This window comes from Thermosynechococcus sp. HN-54, from assembly GCF_023650955.1.
Classification (GTDB): domain Bacteria; phylum Cyanobacteriota; class Cyanobacteriia; order Thermosynechococcales; family Thermosynechococcaceae; genus Thermosynechococcus.
Map to the genome: position 1 here is coordinate 933,806 of NZ_CP098039.1, position 18,504 is coordinate 952,309.

The 18,504-nt window shown below is 51.3% G+C and carries 15 protein-coding genes and 1 pseudogene; 11 read left to right on the top strand and 5 right to left on the bottom strand.

The window, feature by feature from the left end; translation table 11 throughout:
* Positions 1-113 precede the first annotated feature (113 nt).
* The 7 genes from speA (at position 114) to NBE99_RS04480 (ending at position 7,036) form a co-directional block, all read left to right on the top strand.
* On the top strand, positions 114-2,027 hold the full coding sequence (gene speA, locus NBE99_RS04450; RefSeq protein WP_250683688.1) for a biosynthetic arginine decarboxylase: 1,914 nt from the start codon (positions 114-116) through the stop codon (positions 2,025-2,027).
* A gap of 8 nt (positions 2,028-2,035) precedes the next feature.
* Positions 2,036-2,422 carry a hypothetical protein gene (locus NBE99_RS04455; RefSeq protein ID WP_250683288.1) on the top strand — a complete coding sequence of 129 codons (387 nt, stop codon included), beginning with the start codon at positions 2,036-2,038 and terminating at the stop codon, positions 2,420-2,422.
* 49 nt (positions 2,423-2,471) lie between these two features.
* Positions 2,472-3,602, top strand: coding sequence for an S-layer homology domain-containing protein (locus NBE99_RS04460; RefSeq protein ID WP_250683289.1), 1,131 nt, complete (start codon positions 2,472-2,474; stop codon positions 3,600-3,602).
* Between the two features lie 59 nt (positions 3,603-3,661).
* On the top strand, positions 3,662-4,486 hold the full coding sequence (gene sppA / locus NBE99_RS04465) for a signal peptide peptidase SppA (RefSeq protein ID WP_250683290.1): 825 nt from the start codon (positions 3,662-3,664) through the stop codon (positions 4,484-4,486).
* Positions 4,487-4,516: 30 nt separating this feature from the next.
* Positions 4,517-4,948, top strand: coding sequence for a chorismate mutase (gene aroH / locus NBE99_RS04470; RefSeq protein WP_305879888.1), 432 nt, complete (start codon positions 4,517-4,519; stop codon positions 4,946-4,948).
* 2 nt (positions 4,949-4,950) lie between these two features.
* Positions 4,951-5,421, top strand: a complete 471-nt coding sequence (locus tag NBE99_RS04475; RefSeq protein ID WP_250683292.1) for a CBS domain-containing protein — start codon at positions 4,951-4,953, stop codon at positions 5,419-5,421.
* Positions 5,422-5,518: 97 nt separating this feature from the next.
* The gene (locus tag NBE99_RS04480) at positions 5,519-7,036 is read left to right on the top strand and encodes a CapA family protein (protein WP_250683293.1); all 1,518 of its coding nucleotides are present in this window, start codon (positions 5,519-5,521) and stop codon (positions 7,034-7,036) included.
* 132 nt (positions 7,037-7,168) lie between these two features.
* On the opposite strand, the gene NBE99_RS04485 is transcribed toward NBE99_RS04480, so the two are convergent.
* Positions 7,169-8,131 carry a transposase gene (locus tag NBE99_RS04485; RefSeq protein WP_399371026.1) on the bottom strand — a complete coding sequence of 321 codons (963 nt, stop codon included), beginning with the start codon at positions 8,129-8,131 and terminating at the stop codon, positions 7,169-7,171.
* Positions 8,132-9,417: 1,286 nt separating this feature from the next.
* A pseudogene (locus tag NBE99_RS04490) lies at positions 9,418-9,603 on the bottom strand (IS4 family transposase); the annotation flags it as partial.
* 171 nt (positions 9,604-9,774) lie between these two features.
* Between NBE99_RS04490 and NBE99_RS04495 the strand changes: the two are divergent.
* On the top strand, positions 9,775-10,179 hold the full coding sequence (locus tag NBE99_RS04495) for an NIL domain-containing protein (protein WP_011057637.1): 405 nt from the start codon (positions 9,775-9,777) through the stop codon (positions 10,177-10,179).
* Between the two features lie 13 nt (positions 10,180-10,192).
* On the opposite strand, the gene NBE99_RS04500 is transcribed toward NBE99_RS04495, so the two are convergent.
* Positions 10,193-10,762, bottom strand: coding sequence for a Uma2 family endonuclease (locus NBE99_RS04500; RefSeq protein ID WP_250683294.1), 570 nt, complete (start codon positions 10,760-10,762; stop codon positions 10,193-10,195).
* 62 nt (positions 10,763-10,824) lie between these two features.
* Between NBE99_RS04500 and NBE99_RS04505 the strand changes: the two genes are divergently transcribed.
* From NBE99_RS04505 to NBE99_RS04515, 3 genes are all read left to right on the top strand, one after another.
* Positions 10,825-11,478 carry a TIGR02281 family clan AA aspartic protease gene (locus NBE99_RS04505; RefSeq protein ID WP_250683295.1) on the top strand — a complete coding sequence of 218 codons (654 nt, stop codon included), beginning with the start codon at positions 10,825-10,827 and terminating at the stop codon, positions 11,476-11,478.
* Between the two features lie 3 nt (positions 11,479-11,481).
* Positions 11,482-12,066 carry an RdgB/HAM1 family non-canonical purine NTP pyrophosphatase gene (gene rdgB, locus NBE99_RS04510; RefSeq protein ID WP_250683296.1) on the top strand — a complete coding sequence of 195 codons (585 nt, stop codon included), beginning with the start codon at positions 11,482-11,484 and terminating at the stop codon, positions 12,064-12,066.
* 210 nt (positions 12,067-12,276) lie between these two features.
* On the top strand, positions 12,277-13,530 hold the full coding sequence (locus tag NBE99_RS04515) for a hypothetical protein (protein ID WP_250683297.1): 1,254 nt from the start codon (positions 12,277-12,279) through the stop codon (positions 13,528-13,530).
* Here the strand turns inward: NBE99_RS04515 and NBE99_RS04520 are convergent.
* Both NBE99_RS04520 and NBE99_RS04525 read right to left on the bottom strand, forming a co-directional pair.
* Complete coding sequence (locus tag NBE99_RS04520; protein ID WP_250683298.1) at positions 13,527-15,746, bottom strand: glycosyltransferase family 2 protein; 2,220 nt, start codon at positions 15,744-15,746, stop codon at positions 13,527-13,529. The genes NBE99_RS04515 and NBE99_RS04520 overlap by 4 nt on opposite strands.
* Before the next feature lie 546 nt (positions 15,747-16,292).
* Positions 16,293-18,500 (bottom strand): glycosyltransferase family 2 protein, encoded by a 2,208-nt coding sequence (locus tag NBE99_RS04525; protein WP_250683299.1) that lies wholly within the window; start codon positions 18,498-18,500, stop codon positions 16,293-16,295.
* Positions 18,501-18,504: the final 4 nt, after the last annotated feature.

The window sequence follows — 18,504 nt, forward strand, 5'->3', positions numbered from 1 at the left end:
GCCGAACGCTTCTGAAAAGCTGAGCGGGGATTGCATTGGTACCACCGCCAAAAACAAGTTAGGATCAGCAGGGTTTTGTTTGGGAGAGCACTATGGCTGCTGTGTCACCCACGATGGCATTAACCGTTACGAAAACCAGCAATTGGACAATTGAGGACAGCGAGCAGCTCTACCGCATTCAGGGTTGGGGCGAACCCTACTTTGGCATCAATGCCGCCGGCCATGTCACCGTCTCTCCCAAGGGCGATCGCGGCGGATCATTGGATCTCTATGAACTGGTGCAGGCACTCCAGCAGCGCAACATTGGTTTACCCCTCCTTGTGCGATTCTCCGATATTTTGGAAGACCGGATTGAGCGACTCAATGCCTGCTTTGCCCGTGCCATTGCCCGCTATGGCTATCAGGGCACCTACAAGGGGGTCTTTCCCGTCAAGTGCAACCAACAACGCCACATCATTGAAGCCTTAGTACGCTTTGGTCAGTCCCATCAGTTTGGCCTAGAGGCCGGATCAAAACCGGAACTGCTGATTGCCTTAGCCATGCTGACCACACCGGGGGCACTGCTGATTTGCAACGGTTACAAAGATCGCAGCTACATTGAAACAGCCATTCTCGCCCGTCGCCTAGGTCACACGCCCATTATTGTTCTCGAACAGCCAGAGGAAGTGGCCGAAGTCATTGCCGTTAGTCAGGCATTGGGGATTGAACCGATGGTGGGGGTACGGGCAAAACTGAGCACCCAAGGGGTAGGACGTTGGGGTACCTCCGCGGGCGATCGCGCCAAGTTTGGTTTGACAGTGCCAGAAATCTTAGCTGCGGTTGAACAACTGCGAGAAGCGGGAATGCTCCACTCCCTGCAACTGTTGCACTTTCACATTGGCTCGCAAATTTCTGCCATTAGTGTCATCAAGGATGCCATTCGCGAGGCGGGACAAATCTACGGTGAACTGGTGCGCCTCGGTGCCAATATGCACTACCTGGATGTCGGTGGCGGCTTGGGCGTGGACTACGACGGCTCCAAAACCAACTTCCATGCCTCGAAAAACTACAGCATGCAAAACTATGCTAGTGATGTCGTGGCTGGCATTAAGGACGCTTGTCAGCAGCGGGGCATTCCCGATCCGATTCTCATTAGTGAAAGTGGCCGCGCTATTGCCTCCCATCAATCCGTGTTGATTTTTAATGTCCTAGGGGTCAGCGAAGTCCCTAAGGTGATCCCTGAACCTGCGAAAGAGGATGAGCACCTGATTATTCGCAACCTCTACGACACGTACCAAACCATTGATGAGAGCAACTATCAAGAAGCCTACAATGATGCCCTGCAATTTAAGGGGGAAGCCATCAGTCTCTTTAACTTTGGCTACTTGAGTTTGCCAGAACGGGCACGGGCAGAGAGCCTCTTTTGGGCCTGTTGTGCCAAGATTTTAGAGATTGCTCGCCAGCAGGAATATGTGCCCGACGATCTTGAAGACCTTGAGAAAATCATGGCTTCGATCTACTACATCAATCTATCGGTGTTTCAGTCGGTGCCCGATAACTGGGCGATCGATCAACTGTTTCCAATCATGCCGATCCACCGCCTCGATGAAGAACCGACAGAACGGGGCATCCTTGCAGATCTTACCTGCGATAGCGACGGCAAAATTGACCAGTTTATTGACCTGCGGGATGTGAAATCCGTTCTCGAACTCCATCCTTTTCGGCCGGAGGAACCCTACTACCTTGGTCTCTTTCTCAATGGAGCCTATCAGGAAATCATGGGCAATCTCCACAATCTTTTTGGGGATACCAATGCTGTCCATATCCGTCTAACCCCTAAAGGCTATGAAATTGAGCATTTGGTGCGGGGCGATACAATGCAAGAAGTCTTGGGTTATGTGCAGTACCAAGGGGATGCCCTGTTAGAAAAAATTCGCCGTCGCACTGAGGCAGCCCTTGCAGAACAACAAATTACGTTGGCAGAAGCGCAGCACCTGCTCGAAAACTATGAGCGGAGTTTGCGCAGCTACACTTACCTATCTTCCTAGGGAAAGCCATGCTGGGAACATTTCAGTCAAGCCATTTGCGCATTGAGGTGCCGGCAACGGCAGAACAACTGAGGGAGTATTTGACCCAGCCTGCTCAGTTACGGCAGTGGTTGTGGCCGCTACAGATCCAGACCACGGGCGATCGCCTGCAAGTCGGCGATACATTTACCAGTGAATTCCTTTGGTTAAAGCTGGAACATCGCGTCGAACTATTGACGGCAGAGCGATTGGTACTGGTGCTGCGACAGGCCATTGAGGGCTGGCAGGAGTGGTCTTGGGGAGATGGCTGGGTACAGTCCTGTATTGAGGGGGTGACACCGCTGCCCTTGGAGTTGGGACAGACATTTCTACTATGGCGATTAAAATCCGTACTCAGCAAAGAGGTATCAAGTTGAGGGCTGACAACCATTGAAGCGATCGCGGGAATTGGGATTGATCTTATTCTTGAGTGCTCTGCTGCTGAGCAGTTGTGAGGGCAGTGGTTTACAAAATTGGTTTGCTGCCGATCCCAATGCTGATCAATGGGCGGGTCATCCCCCCACAGCGGCACCCACTCCGGAACCGACGATCACCCTGCCAGAGAATTTACGGTTTCCCAATGCCACCCTTGTGACCACGCAGCCGCAACCGGGAGCACCCCAGACAATCGAAACCCGTTGGCAAGCAGCGGCGCCAGCAATCGCCATCCAGCAATTCTATACCCAGCAATTTCAACAGTCGGGCTGGCAACTGGTGGAGCAGCAGGTGGCTGATAATACGATCACCCTCAAGGGGCGCAGTCCAGAACTGGAAGTGAGCGTCACCATCAACACGGTGCCCGAAAATAACCTCACCCCGTTCACCGTCGCCTATACCCCTAGGAACAACCCAACCGCCACGGCAACACCCCAACCCACCCCCTCCTCCCCCCAAACGTTTGTTGATCTAGAGGAGGCTCCTACCCCCCTACAGCCGGCCATTCGCGATTTGGCCGACCTGGGAGTACTCAGCACCACGGGCGATCGCCTGCAACCCAACACCCCCATTCGCCGCGGTCAGTTTGTGCGTTGGCTGGTGACCACCTACAACCGCTTTTATGCCGATCGCCCGGCTCGGCAAATCCGCTTGGGCAGCCGCAACGATACCCCCATCTTTCAAGATGTTCCCCGCGATCATCCTGAATTTCCCTATATTCAGGGACTAGCGATGGCGGGATTTTTGCCCAGCCCCCTAACAGGAGAAACCAGCGCTCTCTTTCGCCCCGATGCTCCCCTCACCCGTGAAACCCTGTTGCAGTGGAAAGTGCCCCTCGATCAACAGGGACGGCTAAGTCCAAGTACAATTGACCGCATCCAGCACACATGGGGCTTCAAAGACAGTCAACGGATTGCCCCCCCCGCCATCAGTGCCGTGGCTGCTGACTATCTCGCGGGGGATCTCTCGAACATTCGCCGTGTGTGGGGAGAAACCCTCTTGCTCCAACCCCAAAAACCCGTCACCCACGCCGAAGCCGCAGCAGCCCTTTGGTATATCGGCAATGGCACCGAGGGACTCTCAGCAGCGATGGTGAAGCAGACACCGCCCTCCGCTTCCTAGAACCTTGCTAGATTAGAAATTCGAGTGGATTTTTACGGTTTCATTACCTCTTGTTGCCTATGCCTTGGCCCTTATCCCGTGGTTACCGTCGTCAAATTGCCCGCCTCGAAATTACGGGGGCGATCGCTGGGGGTACTCGCCGTCGTGTCCTCAAAGCCCTCAAAACCATTGAAGAACGGGGCTACCCGGCACTACTGGTGCGCATTGATAGTCCCGGCGGTACCGTCGGGGATTCCCAAGAAATCTATGCAGCCCTCAAGCGTTTGCAGTCGAAAATGAAAATCGTTGCCAGTTTTGGCAATATCTCGGCCTCCGGGGGCGTCTATATTGGCATGGGGGCACAGTACATCATGGCCAATCCCGGCACCATTACCGGCAGTATTGGCGTCATCCTGCGCGGCAACAACCTGCAACGGCTCCTCGACAAAGTGGGGGTCTCATTCAAGGTGATCAAGTCTGGCCCCTACAAGGACATTCTTGCTTTTGATCGCGACCTCACCGAGGAAGAAATCCGCATTCTCCAAGACCTCATTGACACTAGCTATCACCAATTTGTCCAAACCGTGGCCGAAGGCCGTCACCTTGACGTGGAAACAGTGCGCAGTTTTGCCGATGGCCGTGTCTTTACCGGCGAGCAGGCCCTTGCTCTTGGACTCGTGGATCGCTTGGGAACCGAGGAGGATGCCCGCCGCTGGCTCGCCGAACTAGCAGGTCTAGACCCAGAAAAAACCAAGGTGCAAACGATTGAAGAACCCAAGTCTCCCTTGGCTCGTCTTTTGCCGCGTCAACAGGAACGACTCCCCTTGCCATGGCAAGCGGGTTTGGATTGGTTGGAATTTGAAATAGCGACCAATGGACTTCCCCTATGGCTCTATCGCCCCTAAGCTGGATACAGTACCCTTGTGGCTTGATTGATGGAGGAGCACACTGTGGGCTGGCGCGTCCGAGCAATTCGTGGAGCAACTACCGCCACTGAAAATTCAATCCCCGCAATCCGCGAGGCGGTTTTAGAACTCCTTGGCGAGATTGAGCGGCGCAATGCCCTTGATTTCTCGGAAGTGATTAGTGTCACCTTTTCTGTCACCCGTGACCTCGATCAGATCTTTCCGGCGGCGATCGCCCGTGAATGCCCCCATTGGCGCAATGTTCCCCTACTGGATGTCCAACAAATGCATGTGGAGGGGGGGCTACCCCGCTGTATCCGCTGCTTAATTTATTTCAACACCCCCAACCCCGATCAACCGATTTACCATGCCTACCTGCGCCATGCCCAGAGCCTGCGCCCCGATCTGGCGGTGAATAGCGACTGGCATCCCCTTGAACTGTCCTCTCATTCTCTAGGCTAACTATGACCGCTCTCGTCCGTGATTACATGACCCCCAACCCCTTTACCATTCGTGCCGATGCCGCGATTTCTGAAGCTGTTCGCCTCATGGAGGAAAAGCAGGTGCGCGGCCTACCCGTCGTGGATCAGCAAGGGAAATTGGTGGGACTGGTCTCTGAAGCCGACCTGATTGTGCGGGAAGCCCCCCTAGAACCGCCGTTGTACATCACGTTCCTCGGCAGCATCATTTACTTTGAGTCGCCAGAATCCTTTCATCAGCATCTCAAGAAAACCCTTGGCCAACAGGTGCAAGATGTCATGACCCCCAACCCCCACACGATTAACGTGGATGCACCCATTTCCGAAGCGGCTCGTCTCATGGTCAACCACCACATTAGTCGCCTACCTGTTTTGAACGATCAAGGAGAATTGGTAGGCATTATTAGCCGCCATGATCTCTTGCAAGCCTTGCATACCCAAGAAGCCTCTGCGTGACGTTTGTCAAATTGGCCTGACACTCACTTTCAAGATTAGTGGCTTCCCGTAGAATAACCACAGGTTCGCTCGCGATCGCCTGAGGACAGGTTAAGTCATGACAGCATCCCTTGATTTGATTTGGCAGCAGGCACGGCAGGGTCAAGCAGAAGCCATTGCCCATTTGATGAACCGTACACTTCAGGTCAAGGGGGTGCGTGCCCTTGTACGGCGGCGGGGGGACTGTTTGCAAATTATGTTTGAAGCCGCGCGATCGCTCCCGCCTCAGGCTTGTGTTCAGTTTGTCCGTCGAGGATTGAAGCAGTTGGCGCCCCAAGGGATTTTGCGGGTACGGCTCCATGGTCGCCTTGTCGGTGAAGAATGGCCGGAATGGACACAGACCGTTGACTTACAGGAGACCTTACCGGCGGCTCCACCTGTTCAAGCAAGCTCAAATTCAGTCCCACCTGCCACCACCCCATCCCATCAGGCGGTCAGTGCTTTTGCCCTCAGTTTGCTGGCGATCGCGGGCACGGGGGCCGTTGCCCTCACTCTACAAAATCAACTCAGTGTCGATGCCCCGCCGAATGCAGAACCCAGTCCAGCCATTACGACCCCTGAACCGGAGATTCCCCTTGTGCCCCCCCCACTCGCCCCGAGCGATCGCCGTTTGCGGATTAAGGCCGTTGGCGATATTGTCCTTGGCACCAATTTTCCGAGTAACCGCTTGCCTGCGGATCCGCAAAAGCTCTTTGCCCAAGTGAAACCCTATCTTCAAGGGGCAGATCTCCTCTTTGGCAATTATGAAAGTACCCTCACTGATCATCCCCATCCCTTCAAAAACACCAGTAGTGGTCGCAGTTTTGCCTTTCGCTCACCACCCAGTTATGCCCAAGTATTGCGCCAAGCTGGTTTCAATGTCCTCAACATCGCCAACAACCACAGCTACGACTTTAATGAGCAGGGATTTCGCGATACGATTCGCCACATCAATGCCGCTGGCATGACCGCCATTGGTGATCTCAATCAAATTACCTACCTTGAAGCCAAGGGCCTGAAAACCGCATTTATCGGCTTTGCCACCTACTACGGCCAAAATCGCATTCAAGACCTCAAGGCCGGTGCCGCTCTTGTCCAAGAAGCCAAGAAAAACGCAGATATTGTGGTTGTCAGTTTCCACGGGGGCGCCGAAGGCAGCGATCAAATTCACACTCGCGATCGCACCGAGTACTTTTACGGCGAAGACCGGGGCAATGTCGTTCAGTTTGCCCGCACCATGATTGATAACGGTGCCGATTTAATCTTGGGTCATGGCCCCCATGTCCCCCGTGCCCTTGAATTGTACAAAGGCCGCCTCATTGCCTATTCCTTGGGGAACTTTGTCGGCTATCAGACCCTGAGTAGCCACGGCACCCTTGGCAAGTCGCTGATCCTCGATGTCGAACTCGACGGTTCTGGCCGCTTCATTCAAGGAAAAGTCATTCCTGTGCGCCTCGATGCCAAGGGAATTCCCCACATTGACCAAAACTTTGCCAGTGTGCAACTGATCCGCCGTTTAATTCAGTCTGACTTTCCCACCACCCCCCTACAGATTGAGCGCTTTGGCGAGATTGTTAGCACCGATTCCCAATCCTGAGCACTCTCTAGAGAAGATTCCTCATCCGCGGATCAGTTGATCTCCTTCACGTCTCAAGTTTGCCTTTCGGGCAAGCTCTTCCATTCATCCTTTTTTCCAGAAGTGTTGAATTCTGCAACAAAACTTAACATCCTAAGTGACAAGTAGCTCTGGCTGCCAATCAAAGCTCCAATGCACTATCGAGCAGCGGCGACTCAGTTCCAGTTGCAAATATCGCAATTTGTCTAATAGCTTCCTGCCAAAGTATTCAGGTATCTCCATTAGCTCTAAAATTAAGTACCCAATCAAAACCATATAAATCTGATTTATCACCCCATTCAAACTCTTCGTAATCAGCTTGTCTAATGATAAATGCATCTTTAGAAACTTCCATAAGTTCTCAATCCCCCACCGATGCCGATACAGCTCACTCACTTCCTCATCACTTAGATGCATTAGATTCGTCGCAATACGAAACTCTGTTCCATGCTCATCAAAAAATTGAACCACTCGGTATCTCTCATGATTGAGCTTCATTCTCATGTTATTCTTGATACGCACAACAAATAAACACTTCCTCTCACTCAGCCGCTCTAAAAATCTCCAACTCGCAAACCCTCTATCCATGATGGCAACGGCATTCTCAGGGATCATTTCTAAAATCTCGTCTTGAAAGCTTAGGTCATGTCTCTCCCCAAAAGAGACTACTGCCTTACCCAGGATGTTCTCTGTTAAATCAAATCCTGTAATTAACTTCACTTGATGGTATTTGTAGAACCAAAAGAGCTTACTCGTCAGGGTAATGACGGTTGAATCAATAGGAAACAGCATCAGACTTGAACAACGATGTCTCTTGCGAGCTTGAGACATGAGATGAGTGTAAATCCTCTCAAATAAGGTGGTTGTTCGAGTTTTGTTCGCCTTGGAAAACGTGGACATATCCACTGTAATCCCCGAATGATTCAAGCGATAAAATAAGGCTCTCATGCTGGTTAATCCTTGGTCGAGAATGTAGGTCAACCAGATTTTGAAGAACAATTGAGAGTTGAGGACGGGGTAGTCGCAAGGGCTGAGCTGCTTGAGAATAGACTTGACAAGAACTGAAAAAGATGCCATAGTAAGCTGATTAATTTTTCTTCTTTTGAGGGAAGAATACGACATTTCTTCCCTTTTTTCTAGCCTCTTAAACTATCTTTCAACACTTCTGCCTTTTTTCCTCACATAAGACTTCCCAAGTGGTTCAACACGCTGAGCCTTACTTACTTAGTAAACATCTTCTAGGATGGTGATGACTCTACCGTTTAGGTTAGGATTACTAGCCCCATTAAGAGCGCATAGCTCGTGGCATCGCTGTTTAGCATATTCCCACGCCGAGAAACTTTCCCCCGCTGGCGGCGAGACAATGTACGGCTCTTTTCCATACAACGTGTATAACTTGAACAGCTTCTCTGCTGACATCCCCACTTGAAAGTACTCGGCCAAGTTCATGTCCACAAGTTGGCGAGCGGCTGCAACTGCTTCCGCCCAAGTCGAATGCTCGGAGTGGGTGTACGTCTCCTCTTCATCCATGTAATGGGAGTTATCAGCTACCCGTACAGTGAACATCAGCTACACCCTCCCTCCAAAGCGTTATTCCTCTGTGAGATATTGATGGAGCGCCGCTAAAGCATCTACTTTGATGCTATTAATGCCACAGAAATAGATGAGATTCTAGCATCTGTAATAAAACACCACATTCTGGGGATGGGGAACCCAACTTTCTGAATTTAGGGGCAATAAAATAATGTTCAAACAGGTGGCTTTTTTTCAAGGGACATCCAGCGTAGTTGTCCACACTGTTTGCACCACACTAGCCTGCGCTGACTCACTGAACTCGCCTTGTAACGGATACCACCCAATTCCCACAGGGAGCGACTGGTCTGGCAACTAGGGCAAGAAAGTTGCCATGCTTCTGACTCTGCCCGAATGGCTTCTGCCCATGACTTTGGCAGCAATGTGACTACTAATTGTTGAATAAGACTCATTGCTACATCAGAAATTTTAAGCTCTGTAACAAAACCCAAGATTCTAGACTAGAAGCAGCTCTAGATGCCAATCAAAACTCTAAAATTTACTCCACCATAACCATAGTAACCGTGCTATCTCAAAAGTTTTGAATTCCCAAACAAAACTTAACATCTCAGGCAACCAGTAGCCCTAGCTACCACTAAAATCTCCAAATAAACAGAATCAATAAACACTTCCTTTCACGGGATTTGTCTAAAAATTTCCAACTCGCAAACAACAGGATTCTCAGGGATCATTCCTAAAATCTCTTCCTAAAAGCTCAGGTCAGGTCTCTCCCCAAAAGAAATCACTGCCTCACCCGTAATGTTCTCTGTGTTTTGTTGGGTTTAGAATAATGTCGATATATCCACCTTAATCCCAACATGATTCAAGCGATAAAATAAAGCTCTCATGCTGGTTAACCCTTGGTCGAGAATGTAGGTCAACCAGATTTTGAAGAACAATTGAGAGTTGAGGACGGGGTAGTCACAAGGGCTGAGCTGCTTGAGAATGGACTTGACAAGAGTTGGAAAAGATGCCATAGTAAAATGACTGTTTTTTGTTCTTTTGAGGGAAGAATACGACATTTCTTCCCTTTTTTCTAGCCTCTCAAACTATCTTTCAACACTTCTGGGCTGTGCACTAACTTTCACAGTGTTACGAGTGTGCGATACTTGTGAAAAGGGCTGTGCTGCGATTCAAATCTTCAACCAGTGAAAAAGCGGGTCACATTGACATTCCCCCGACGGACGATCCAAATGCCCGTCACCTATCGCTTGGCCAAGGACTTTAATATTGCCGCCAATATCATCCGCGCCCAAGTGGCTCCCAACCAAGTGGGCAAACTAGTTCTGGAGCTGGCAGGAGACATTGACCAAATGGAGGCGGCCCTAGAATGGTTGCGGCAGCAGAATATTGAAGTTTCCCTTGCTAGCCGTGAAATTGTGATTGATGAGCAGGCCTGTGTCCACTGTGGCCTCTGTACAGGGGTATGCCCCACTCAGGCGCTGACGCTCCATCCAGAGACGTTTCAACTCCAATTTACCCGCTCCCGTTGCATTGTCTGTGAGCAATGTGTTGCCGCGTGCCCGATGGAGGCCATTCACACAAACTTTTGATGCAAGTCCTCAACTAATCCTCAAGAATCACGTCCTCATAGATGTCAGACAAGTGGCCTTGCCAGCCGATGCTCTTGAGTTCAACTGGGCTGTCTGGCGAGGTATAGGCCTGCCAAACCCATAACCCTGCGGTGCTGCGATGAAAGGTCTCTAGCCGCTGCTGACGAGTATTGACAAGCACGTATTCTTTTAAAGTCTCAAGGCTTTGATAGTCAAGGAACTTATCGCCGCGATCAAAGGCCTCTGTTGAGGGAGAGAGCACCTCAATCACTAAGCAAGGGAAGGATTTATACAGTGGCGCTTGCTGATCCCGTGGGTCACAGGTCACCAATAAATCGGGATAGTAAAAGCAATTTCGCTGCTCAAGCCGTACTTTCATATCTGAAATGTAGAGACGACAGCCCCTTTGCCGCAAAGTGGGGCGTAGGAGGGTGGCCAAATTCAAGGCTAGGGTGACGTGGGCATCACTAGCTCCTGCCATTGCATATACTTGGCCGTTGATGTATTCGTGCTTAACTCCACTTTGGGCTTCCCATTGCAAATAGTCTTGAGGACTCAGTTGCGGTGAAGGTTGCGTGCTCATTGGCAGTCTGGAAGAGCCAGTGGTTATCTCGCTACTATTGATCCTAGGGTACGAAGAAAATCATGACCCAACAACACGGATATTCGGCACTGGCAACGTTGGCGGGGATAGTGTTCCTGATTGCCCCGGCCAAGGGAGTGCCTTCGGCTGTATTGCCAGAACGTTTTTATCGGGCGATCGCCAACCAAGACTGGGCAACAGCGGTGCAAATTCTTGATCAAGTCATTCGTACCCATCCCCAGCAGGCGCCAGCCCTTGCCAGCTATCGTCAAGAATTGCTACGGCTGCAACAACTGCCCCGAACTGCTGCTCCACCAATGGCAACAGTGATCACCCAGCCCAGTGGCATTGTGCCCATCCTGCGGCGGCAAGGGGGGATTCCCGTTATCCAAGTTATGTTTAATCAACGGCTGCGGTTTGAGATGCTGGTGGATTCAGGCGCCAGTATGACAGTGATTACCCGATCAATGGCACGCGCTTTAGGCATTACCCCTGCGCAAGTTGTGGAAAATCGCATTTTTCATACCGCCAATGGTCAAGTGGTCTTACCAGTCGTGTATGTCCAATCAATCAGCGTCGGCGGCTTCCATCGTAAACAAGTGCCCGTTGCTGTGGCTGGGTCTGAAATGACTATTGGCCTCTTGGGGCAAGATTTTCTCCAGCACTTTGATGTCAGTCTGCGGCAAGATCATATTCAGTTGCAACGTCGTCCTTAAGAAATGCCCATCCTCGCCAAAGCCATCTTAGCTAGTCACAATGACGGTAAGGTCAAAGAGTTCCAAGGCTGGTTACAGCCGTGGATTGGTGAATTGCTACCCTTGCCCTCCACCATTGAGATCGCTGAAACCGCTGATTCCTTCTTGGGCAATGCCTGCTTGAAGGCCACCACAGCTGCCAAAGAGATGGGTGAGTGGGCGATCGCCGACGATTCGGGGCTAGCCGTTCATGCCCTTAAGGGGGCACCGGGGATTTATTCGGCTCGCTACGGTGCCACGGATGCTGAGCGCATTGAGCGTCTATTGCGGGAAATGGCCGGTGTGCGCGATCGCAGAGCTGAATTCATTTGTGTCATTGCCCTCGCGCGCCCCGATGGCACGATTGCCATTACAACGGAAGGACGTTGCACAGGCGAAATTTTAAGCGCGCCCCGTGGCAGTGGCGGTTTTGGCTATGATCCCATTTTTTGGGTACCCAGCCAGCAGCGCACATTTGCGGAAATGAGTCCAATGGAAAAGCAACAAATCAGTCATCGCGGCCAAGCGCTGCAACAGCTTCAGGAGTATTTTCAAGCCTTGAGTCCGTAAATTTACGGTTGTTGGCAGTCGGCTGTTAGCTTAGCCTAGCTAAAGATGGGGTTTCTCTAGGGAAACCTCGCTACAATGCAAGAGCTGGCTTAAGGTAACCCTACATTAGCAAATGCTCCTCATAGAAAAAACTAATCGGGAATATAATGAAGATAGGTGAGGGTGTGCCCGAGGCTCGGTGGCTGGTTGCCGTGATTCAAAGCAAAGAGTATGGGCGATCGCGAATTAATTGAACAATTTATCAAAGACTTAATCCAGAAAAATTCGCGAATGCTCTCGAATCGGCACCTGCGCGTCGAAACCACCTTTGATGAAGTGCAGTTAATTTCCTATCGGGATGGCATTGTTGCTCGTGTCAAAACCGATGCCCCCACCCTTGCTATTGAAGTACGGGACACCTCTCCCTATCGGCCTCTCATTCAAGAGGTCATGGTGGACTATGAGATTTTTCAGGTGAGTGTTTCCGCAACACCGGGATTTTTACGTTACGAACATCGCACCGTTCCTGAAGGCTACGTCATCCAATACACCGAAGCAGGCGTACTCTGGAAAGACCGCTGGGCACGGGGTAAGCGCCGCGGTGCTCTTACGGGCGGCAACTCCCTCGGCATGGATGCGATGATTCTCTATCGCGGAACTTGGTATCCGATTCAAAGCGTCAATGCTGCCAATGGCTTTGTAGCCATCCGTACCTTGGGGGGGGAAGCGACTTACAGTGCCTCCGACTTTCTTGTATGGCTGAAAAAAGAGGAAAAAGAGACCGCTGAGAGTCCCAGTCAGATCAGTGCCTACAAACGGGGAGAACGCATGGGAGACATTGACAGCGCCCCCACCCAAATCCTCGAGGCCACGGAAATTATGGCTGCCAAGGCCAGTGGCACCCCATCAACACCAATTGCCTCCCCTGCTGGCGAACTAGAGGAGGAGGAAGACCACGCTGTCATTTTGCCTGTAACTCCACCAGTCCCTGTGGTTGCAACAACCACCTCAACGTCCCCTGAACCTGCACAACCTGCTGAAGCCACTCAAGGGTATCCAGCGGCGAACTATGAACACTCGGTAGGCTATCCTCACCCCAGCTACAACTACTCCCAAGGGTATCCAGCGGCCAACTACGAGCACTCCGTCGGCTATCCCCACCCCCACTACGACTACTCCCAAGGGTATCCAGCGGCCAACTACGAGCACTCCGTCGGCTATTCCCATCCCCACTACGACTACTCCCAAGGATATCCAGCGGCGAACTACGAGCATTCCGTTGGCTATGCTCATTCTAGCTATGGTCAGCCGTACCCGCCCCAAGCCTACCAGCACATTGATCCGAATATTCAGATGGCGCTAACCTATCTCCAATCTAGTTTGGCGTATCTGCTGCAAGTCGAGCCGAAAAATGCCAATATTCATGCAGCCATTCGCGCCACCAGTATGGCGATTCAAAATCTCCTCACCCTTCTCAATGCTTAACGGCTCTCGGCGAGGGGATGCAGGCGAAAGACACTCTGAATCATCGCCCAAGCCGTTTTAATTTCGGGAACGCGCACCTCATCCCATTGACCCGGTTGACAGTAGAGATAACGAATGAGACGGCGGCGCTTTGGCAATGAGAAGGGAAGGAACTGGACACCGATTTCAACGGCTTGGCTAGAACGCGAGCGTGCCCAGCGAATTTGAATCGGCAACGTCAGGTGAACTAGAGGGCTAGGCTCTGTAAATCGCAGTTCAGCTAATCCTTCGGCAAAAGGGATAGGGGGGGTAGCCGCAAGACGGATGCCTGCCCCCTCCTCTGATAAATTGAGTGTCTGCCCTTGATAGCGATCGCCCCCAAGTATCAATTCACAAGGTTCCGAACGACAAAATCGCGGGTGCCGCCGCTGAGGGACATCAATGGCCACGAGAACGCACACCAGTAAAACTGCCAAGTTATAGGCAGACCAAATCATATTAATCAGAAGGCTATCGGGGTTGACAATCGTATCCTGCAAGAAAGAACTGCGCCAGATCAGGCCAACAATCGAGAGTATGGCAATGAGGACGAGGGGGCGAATCAATGGCCAGTTGATATTGATGTGGTGAGGATCAACGATACCTTTGGGCGTTACTTTGAAGGGCTTACCCTTGGGACTAATAAATGTCCGTATCACTGTGATTGCCATCGGCAGGGCAATAATCGTTTCGTAAACATCTGACCAAAAGGCAGAGCGGCGGCCTTCGGTAAGCCACGAAAAGGCCATCACATTGCCAAGGTAGTAGGGTAGGTAAAAGTAGAGGATCTCGTTAATGGTTGCCCGCAGCGGCGCAAGACCAAAGAGCAAAAAGGCCAAGGGAGCCAAGAGAAAAATGACGCGGGGAATGGAGAGCAGCCAATAGAGCACACCCAAGCTATGGTAAAAACGCTGCAACAAGTTCAGGTTGGGAATCGTCAAGAAATTGGACTTCAAAAAGAGCATCTGCAACGTCCCCTGCCCCCAGCGCAGCCGTTGGTTGATGTAGGCACCGATTGTTTCTGGAGACATGCCAGCAGAGAGGGCTTCGTTGAGGTACTTCACTCGATAGCCGCGCCCTTGGAGGTACATGGAGGTCAAGTAATCTTCGGTAATGCTGTCGGTGGGAATGCCGCCAATTTCATCGAGGGCACTACGGCGAATGACAAAGCACGTCCCACAGCAGATAACGGCATCAAAAAAGTCGCGACTAGGTTGAATAAACCGAAAAAAGAGCGTTTGCTCATTGTTGAGGATGCCTTCAAGACCGAGATTCACCGTTATTGGATCCTCGTTGAAAAAGTGTTGCGGTGTCTGCACCATCGCCGTGTTCGGGTCTTGGAAAAAGCCGACGGTACGGGTAAGGAAGTTGCGGCTGGGCACAAAATCCGCATCAAAGACTGCAATTAACTCGCCCCTGAGCGTAGGTAAAGCATGGTTAATGTTGCCGGCTTTGGCATGGCGGTTGTCGGGGCGATCGCGATATTCACAGCCGAGTTCTGCGGCAAGGGCACGCACCGCCGGACGACGGGTATCATCGAGCAGGTAAATACGCTTGTGGGGATAGTCCATGGCTTGGCAGGCAATGACTGAGCGGCGCAGAATCTCGACATCTTCGTTGTAGGTGGGCAAGATCACATCCACCCAAGGCAAATACTCACCGCGAATTACAGCTTGACTCAGGCGATCGGCCTCAGGGCTACGGTTTTTGGAAAAGATACACAGGGCAAAGAAGCAAATGGTGTTCGTCAGGGTCAGCAGTTCAGCAATGAATAAAAGAATCGAAATCGTGCCATTGAGGGGATCATCCAAGTTGAGGCTGTTAAAAAAACGCCAGAGAATGTACCGCAACGCCAACAGGGTCAACCCCAAACTGACAATGAGGCGTGACCAGAAATTGGGCTTGGGGGAAATCTCTTTCAGAAAAAACGTAATAGCAATCCAGACCAGTGTGGGCAATAGGAGTGCTTGTAGCGTTGTTCCCTCAGCCCGCAGCAGTGCCTTGCCAGCATACCAACAGCCCACCAAGTTGGGGAAAAGATTGCGCCAGTCCAGTTGAGCCACCACTACGGCAAGGAACGTAGCATACCCCAACAGCAAGAACCAAGCATCGGTGGCGGTTCGTTTGAAGGTAAGGAGGGCAACAGGGAGATGTTTTCGGGCAAGGGGCGAGATTTTTTTTGTAATCACACTCGTCATTTTTGATACGCAGGGAAACACACTAAAGCTCAAATATCGCTTGAGGAATACTCAAAACAGGAATTTAGGCAACAAAAACCAAGGCAGAAATCTTTGAAGAGTTTCTAATTTTTTGAAGGGCTTTTTAAGGATTTTTAGGAATTGGATCAAATCTAGAACTTCTCTACTGGAATCAACCAACAGAGGAGTATTTTTGAGCTTAAGAAAAAACTAATTTCGGGTCTTAGCCCCTCGAAAAACTTGCCTTTTAGTCTCCAAGGATAGTAGGCAGATCAGCAAAGAAAAAGAGCCTTGCTGTTTTACTTGCAGACAATTGTTTTTTGCCATAGGATATCTCTATTGAGCAAGAAACCTATTCTTTAGTTTAGCTGAAAGCCCGGAAAGAATAAAAGTGATACGTGATACGTAGAGCTGACGTTTGTCCCAAAGACTAAGGACAGAAAGAATTCTTGCCCATTAAGTCAGGAGGATAGCCAGAAATGCTGCCCAGCCCAACAGCAAGAGCCAAATACCAACAACACCCGGACTTTTTTGAGTCGCAAGGGCCTACCGGCTTTCGGCAAGGGGATGCAGGCGAAAGACACTTTGAATCATTGCCCAAGCGGTCTTAATTTCAGGAACACGAATTTCATCCCATTGCCCCGGTTGGCAGTAGAGGTAGGGGATCAAGCGACGTTGTTCTGCCAAGGATAAGTCCACAAAGCGAATCCGCATTTCAACGGGTTGACTACTCCCCCCCTGCTGAAGCTGCATCAAGCGTTCTTGATCGTGCCAGCGTAGCTCCGCTGAAATCCATAGATCTGCGAGTTCACTGGGGGGCAAGAGGCGAAATTGGGCACTGTAGGTTCGCAATCCCTGCGGCGAAGGATGGTTTTCCCGACAGGTATCACAGCGGCGGATTTGCAAGCGGGCACCCTCTTCAGAAATATCCACAGTTTGCCCGATATAGCGATCGCCCCCAACGATGAGTTCACAGGGTTCAGCCCGCAGAAAGCGAGTAAAACGGCGCTGGGGGACATCAATGGCCACCAGCATACAGACCAATAGCAGCGACAAGTTATAGATTGACCAGACGACATTCACCGCCAAGCTATCGGGGTTGACAATTGTATCTTGGAGAGGGGAACTACGCCAGATCAGGCCGACAATCGTCAAAATGGCAATAATCATCAGGGGGCGAATCAGGGGCCAGTTGATATTGATGCGATGGGGATCCACGATACCTTTGGGGGTGACTTTGAAGGTTTTGCCCTTAGGACGAATGAGCGTGCGGATGACGGTAATGGCCATCGGAAAGGCGATGATGGTTTCATAGACATCGGACCAAAAAGCAGAGCGGCGACCCTCTGTCAGCCATGAGAACGCCATGATATTCCCCAAGTAGTAAGGAAAGTAAAAGTAAAGAATCTCGTTGACTGTGGCGCGCAAAGGGGCAATACCAAAGAGCAAGAAGGCCAAGGGAGCCAAAAGAAAGATCACCCGTGGAATGGAAAGCAGCCAGTAGATGATACTCAGGGAATGGGAGAGGCGCTGCGTCAGCCACAGATTGGGCGCTGTGAAGAAATTCCCCCCCAGAAAGAGCATTTGCAGTGTGCCCTGCCCCCAGCGCAGCCGTTGGTTAATGTAGGCACTAATGGTCTCCGGCGACATGCCAGCGGCCAAGGCTTCATTGAGGTATTTGACGCGATAGCCAAGGCTTTGCAGCTTAATGGTTGTCATGTAGTCTTCGGTGATACTGTCTGTGGGAATGCCACCAATTTCATCGAGGGCACTACGACGAATCACAAAACAGGTGCCACAGCAGACAACGGAGTCCCAGTAGTCACGGCAGGGTTGAATAAAGCGAAAGAAAAGCGTTTGCTCATTGTTGAGGATGCCCTCTAGTCCTAGATTGACGGCGATGGGGTCTTCATTGAAAAAATGCTGCGGCGTCTGCACCATTGCCGTCTTGGGATCTTGGAAAAAGCCAACGGTGCGGGTGAGGAAGTTGCGCGTGGGCACGAAGTCGGCATCAAAGACGGTAATCAACTCCCCGGTGAGGGTGGGAAGCGCGTGGTTAATATTGCCCGCTTTAGCATGGCGGTTGTCGGGGCGATCGCGATACTCACAGCCGAGTTCTGCTGCCAAGGCACGCACTGCTGGCCGACGGGTATCATCGAGCAGGTAAACCCGCTTGTGGGGGTAGTCCATGGCTTGGCAGGCAATCACCGAACGCCGCAAAATATCTACCCCTTCGTTGTAGGTCGGTAAGATCACATCCACCCAAGGCAGATACTCACTGCGAATCACTGCTTGACTGAGGCGATCGGCTTCGGGTGTGCGGTCAATGGAGAAAATACAGTGAAAGAAAAAGGCCACGCTATTGAGAACCGTCAGCAGTTCCGCCAAAAAGAGGACGATGGAGATCGTGCCATTAAGGGGATCATCGAGATTCAAGCTGCCAAAAAAGCGCCACAGTTCATAGCGAATCCCTAGGAGGGCAATGCCGACACTAACGATGAGCCGTGACCAAAAAGTGGGTTTGGGGGAGAGTTCCTTGAGTAAAAACGTGATCGCTAGCCAAACAAAGGCGGGCAGTAGCAGTGCTTCAAGGGTTGTCCCTTGGGGGCGCATGATGGCTTGTCCCCCATGCCAAAAACCCACCAAATTGGGCAATAGATCCCGCCAGTCCACTTGCCAAAGCAACACCCCTAGGAGGGCGAGAATACCTAGGAGGACAAGCCAACCATCGGTTTGCAACAACTTGCGACCCATGATT

Bases quoted from the DNA above. Each gene is read 5' to 3' on its own strand.
- NBE99_RS04455 (WP_250683288.1), top strand. From the start codon at position 2,036: ATGCTGGGAACATTTCAGTCAAGCCATTTGCGCATTGAGGTGCCGGCA.
- rdgB (WP_250683296.1), top strand. From the start codon at position 11,482: ATGCCCATCCTCGCCAAAGCCATCTTAGCTAGTCACAATGACGGTAAG.
- NBE99_RS04525 (WP_250683299.1), bottom strand. From the start codon at position 18,500: ATGGGTCGCAAGTTGTTGCAAACCGATGGTTGGCTTGTCCTCCTAGGT.
- NBE99_RS04485 (WP_399371026.1), bottom strand. From the start codon at position 8,131: ATGGCATCTTTTTCAGTTCTTGTCAAGTCTATTCTCAAGCAGCTCAGC.
- NBE99_RS04520 (WP_250683298.1), bottom strand. From the start codon at position 15,746: ATGACGAGTGTGATTACAAAAAAAATCTCGCCCCTTGCCCGAAAACAT.
- NBE99_RS04475 (WP_250683292.1), top strand. From the start codon at position 4,951: ATGACCGCTCTCGTCCGTGATTACATGACCCCCAACCCCTTTACCATT.
- NBE99_RS04515 (WP_250683297.1), top strand. From the start codon at position 12,277: ATGGGCGATCGCGAATTAATTGAACAATTTATCAAAGACTTAATCCAG.
- NBE99_RS04505 (WP_250683295.1), top strand. From the start codon at position 10,825: ATGACCCAACAACACGGATATTCGGCACTGGCAACGTTGGCGGGGATA.
- NBE99_RS04500 (WP_250683294.1), bottom strand. From the start codon at position 10,762: ATGAGCACGCAACCTTCACCGCAACTGAGTCCTCAAGACTATTTGCAA.
- NBE99_RS04480 (WP_250683293.1), top strand. From the start codon at position 5,519: ATGACAGCATCCCTTGATTTGATTTGGCAGCAGGCACGGCAGGGTCAA.
- aroH (WP_305879888.1), top strand. From the start codon at position 4,517: ATGGAGGAGCACACTGTGGGCTGGCGCGTCCGAGCAATTCGTGGAGCA.
- sppA (WP_250683290.1), top strand. From the start codon at position 3,662: ATGCCTTGGCCCTTATCCCGTGGTTACCGTCGTCAAATTGCCCGCCTC.
- speA (WP_250683688.1), top strand. From the start codon at position 114: ATGGCATTAACCGTTACGAAAACCAGCAATTGGACAATTGAGGACAGC.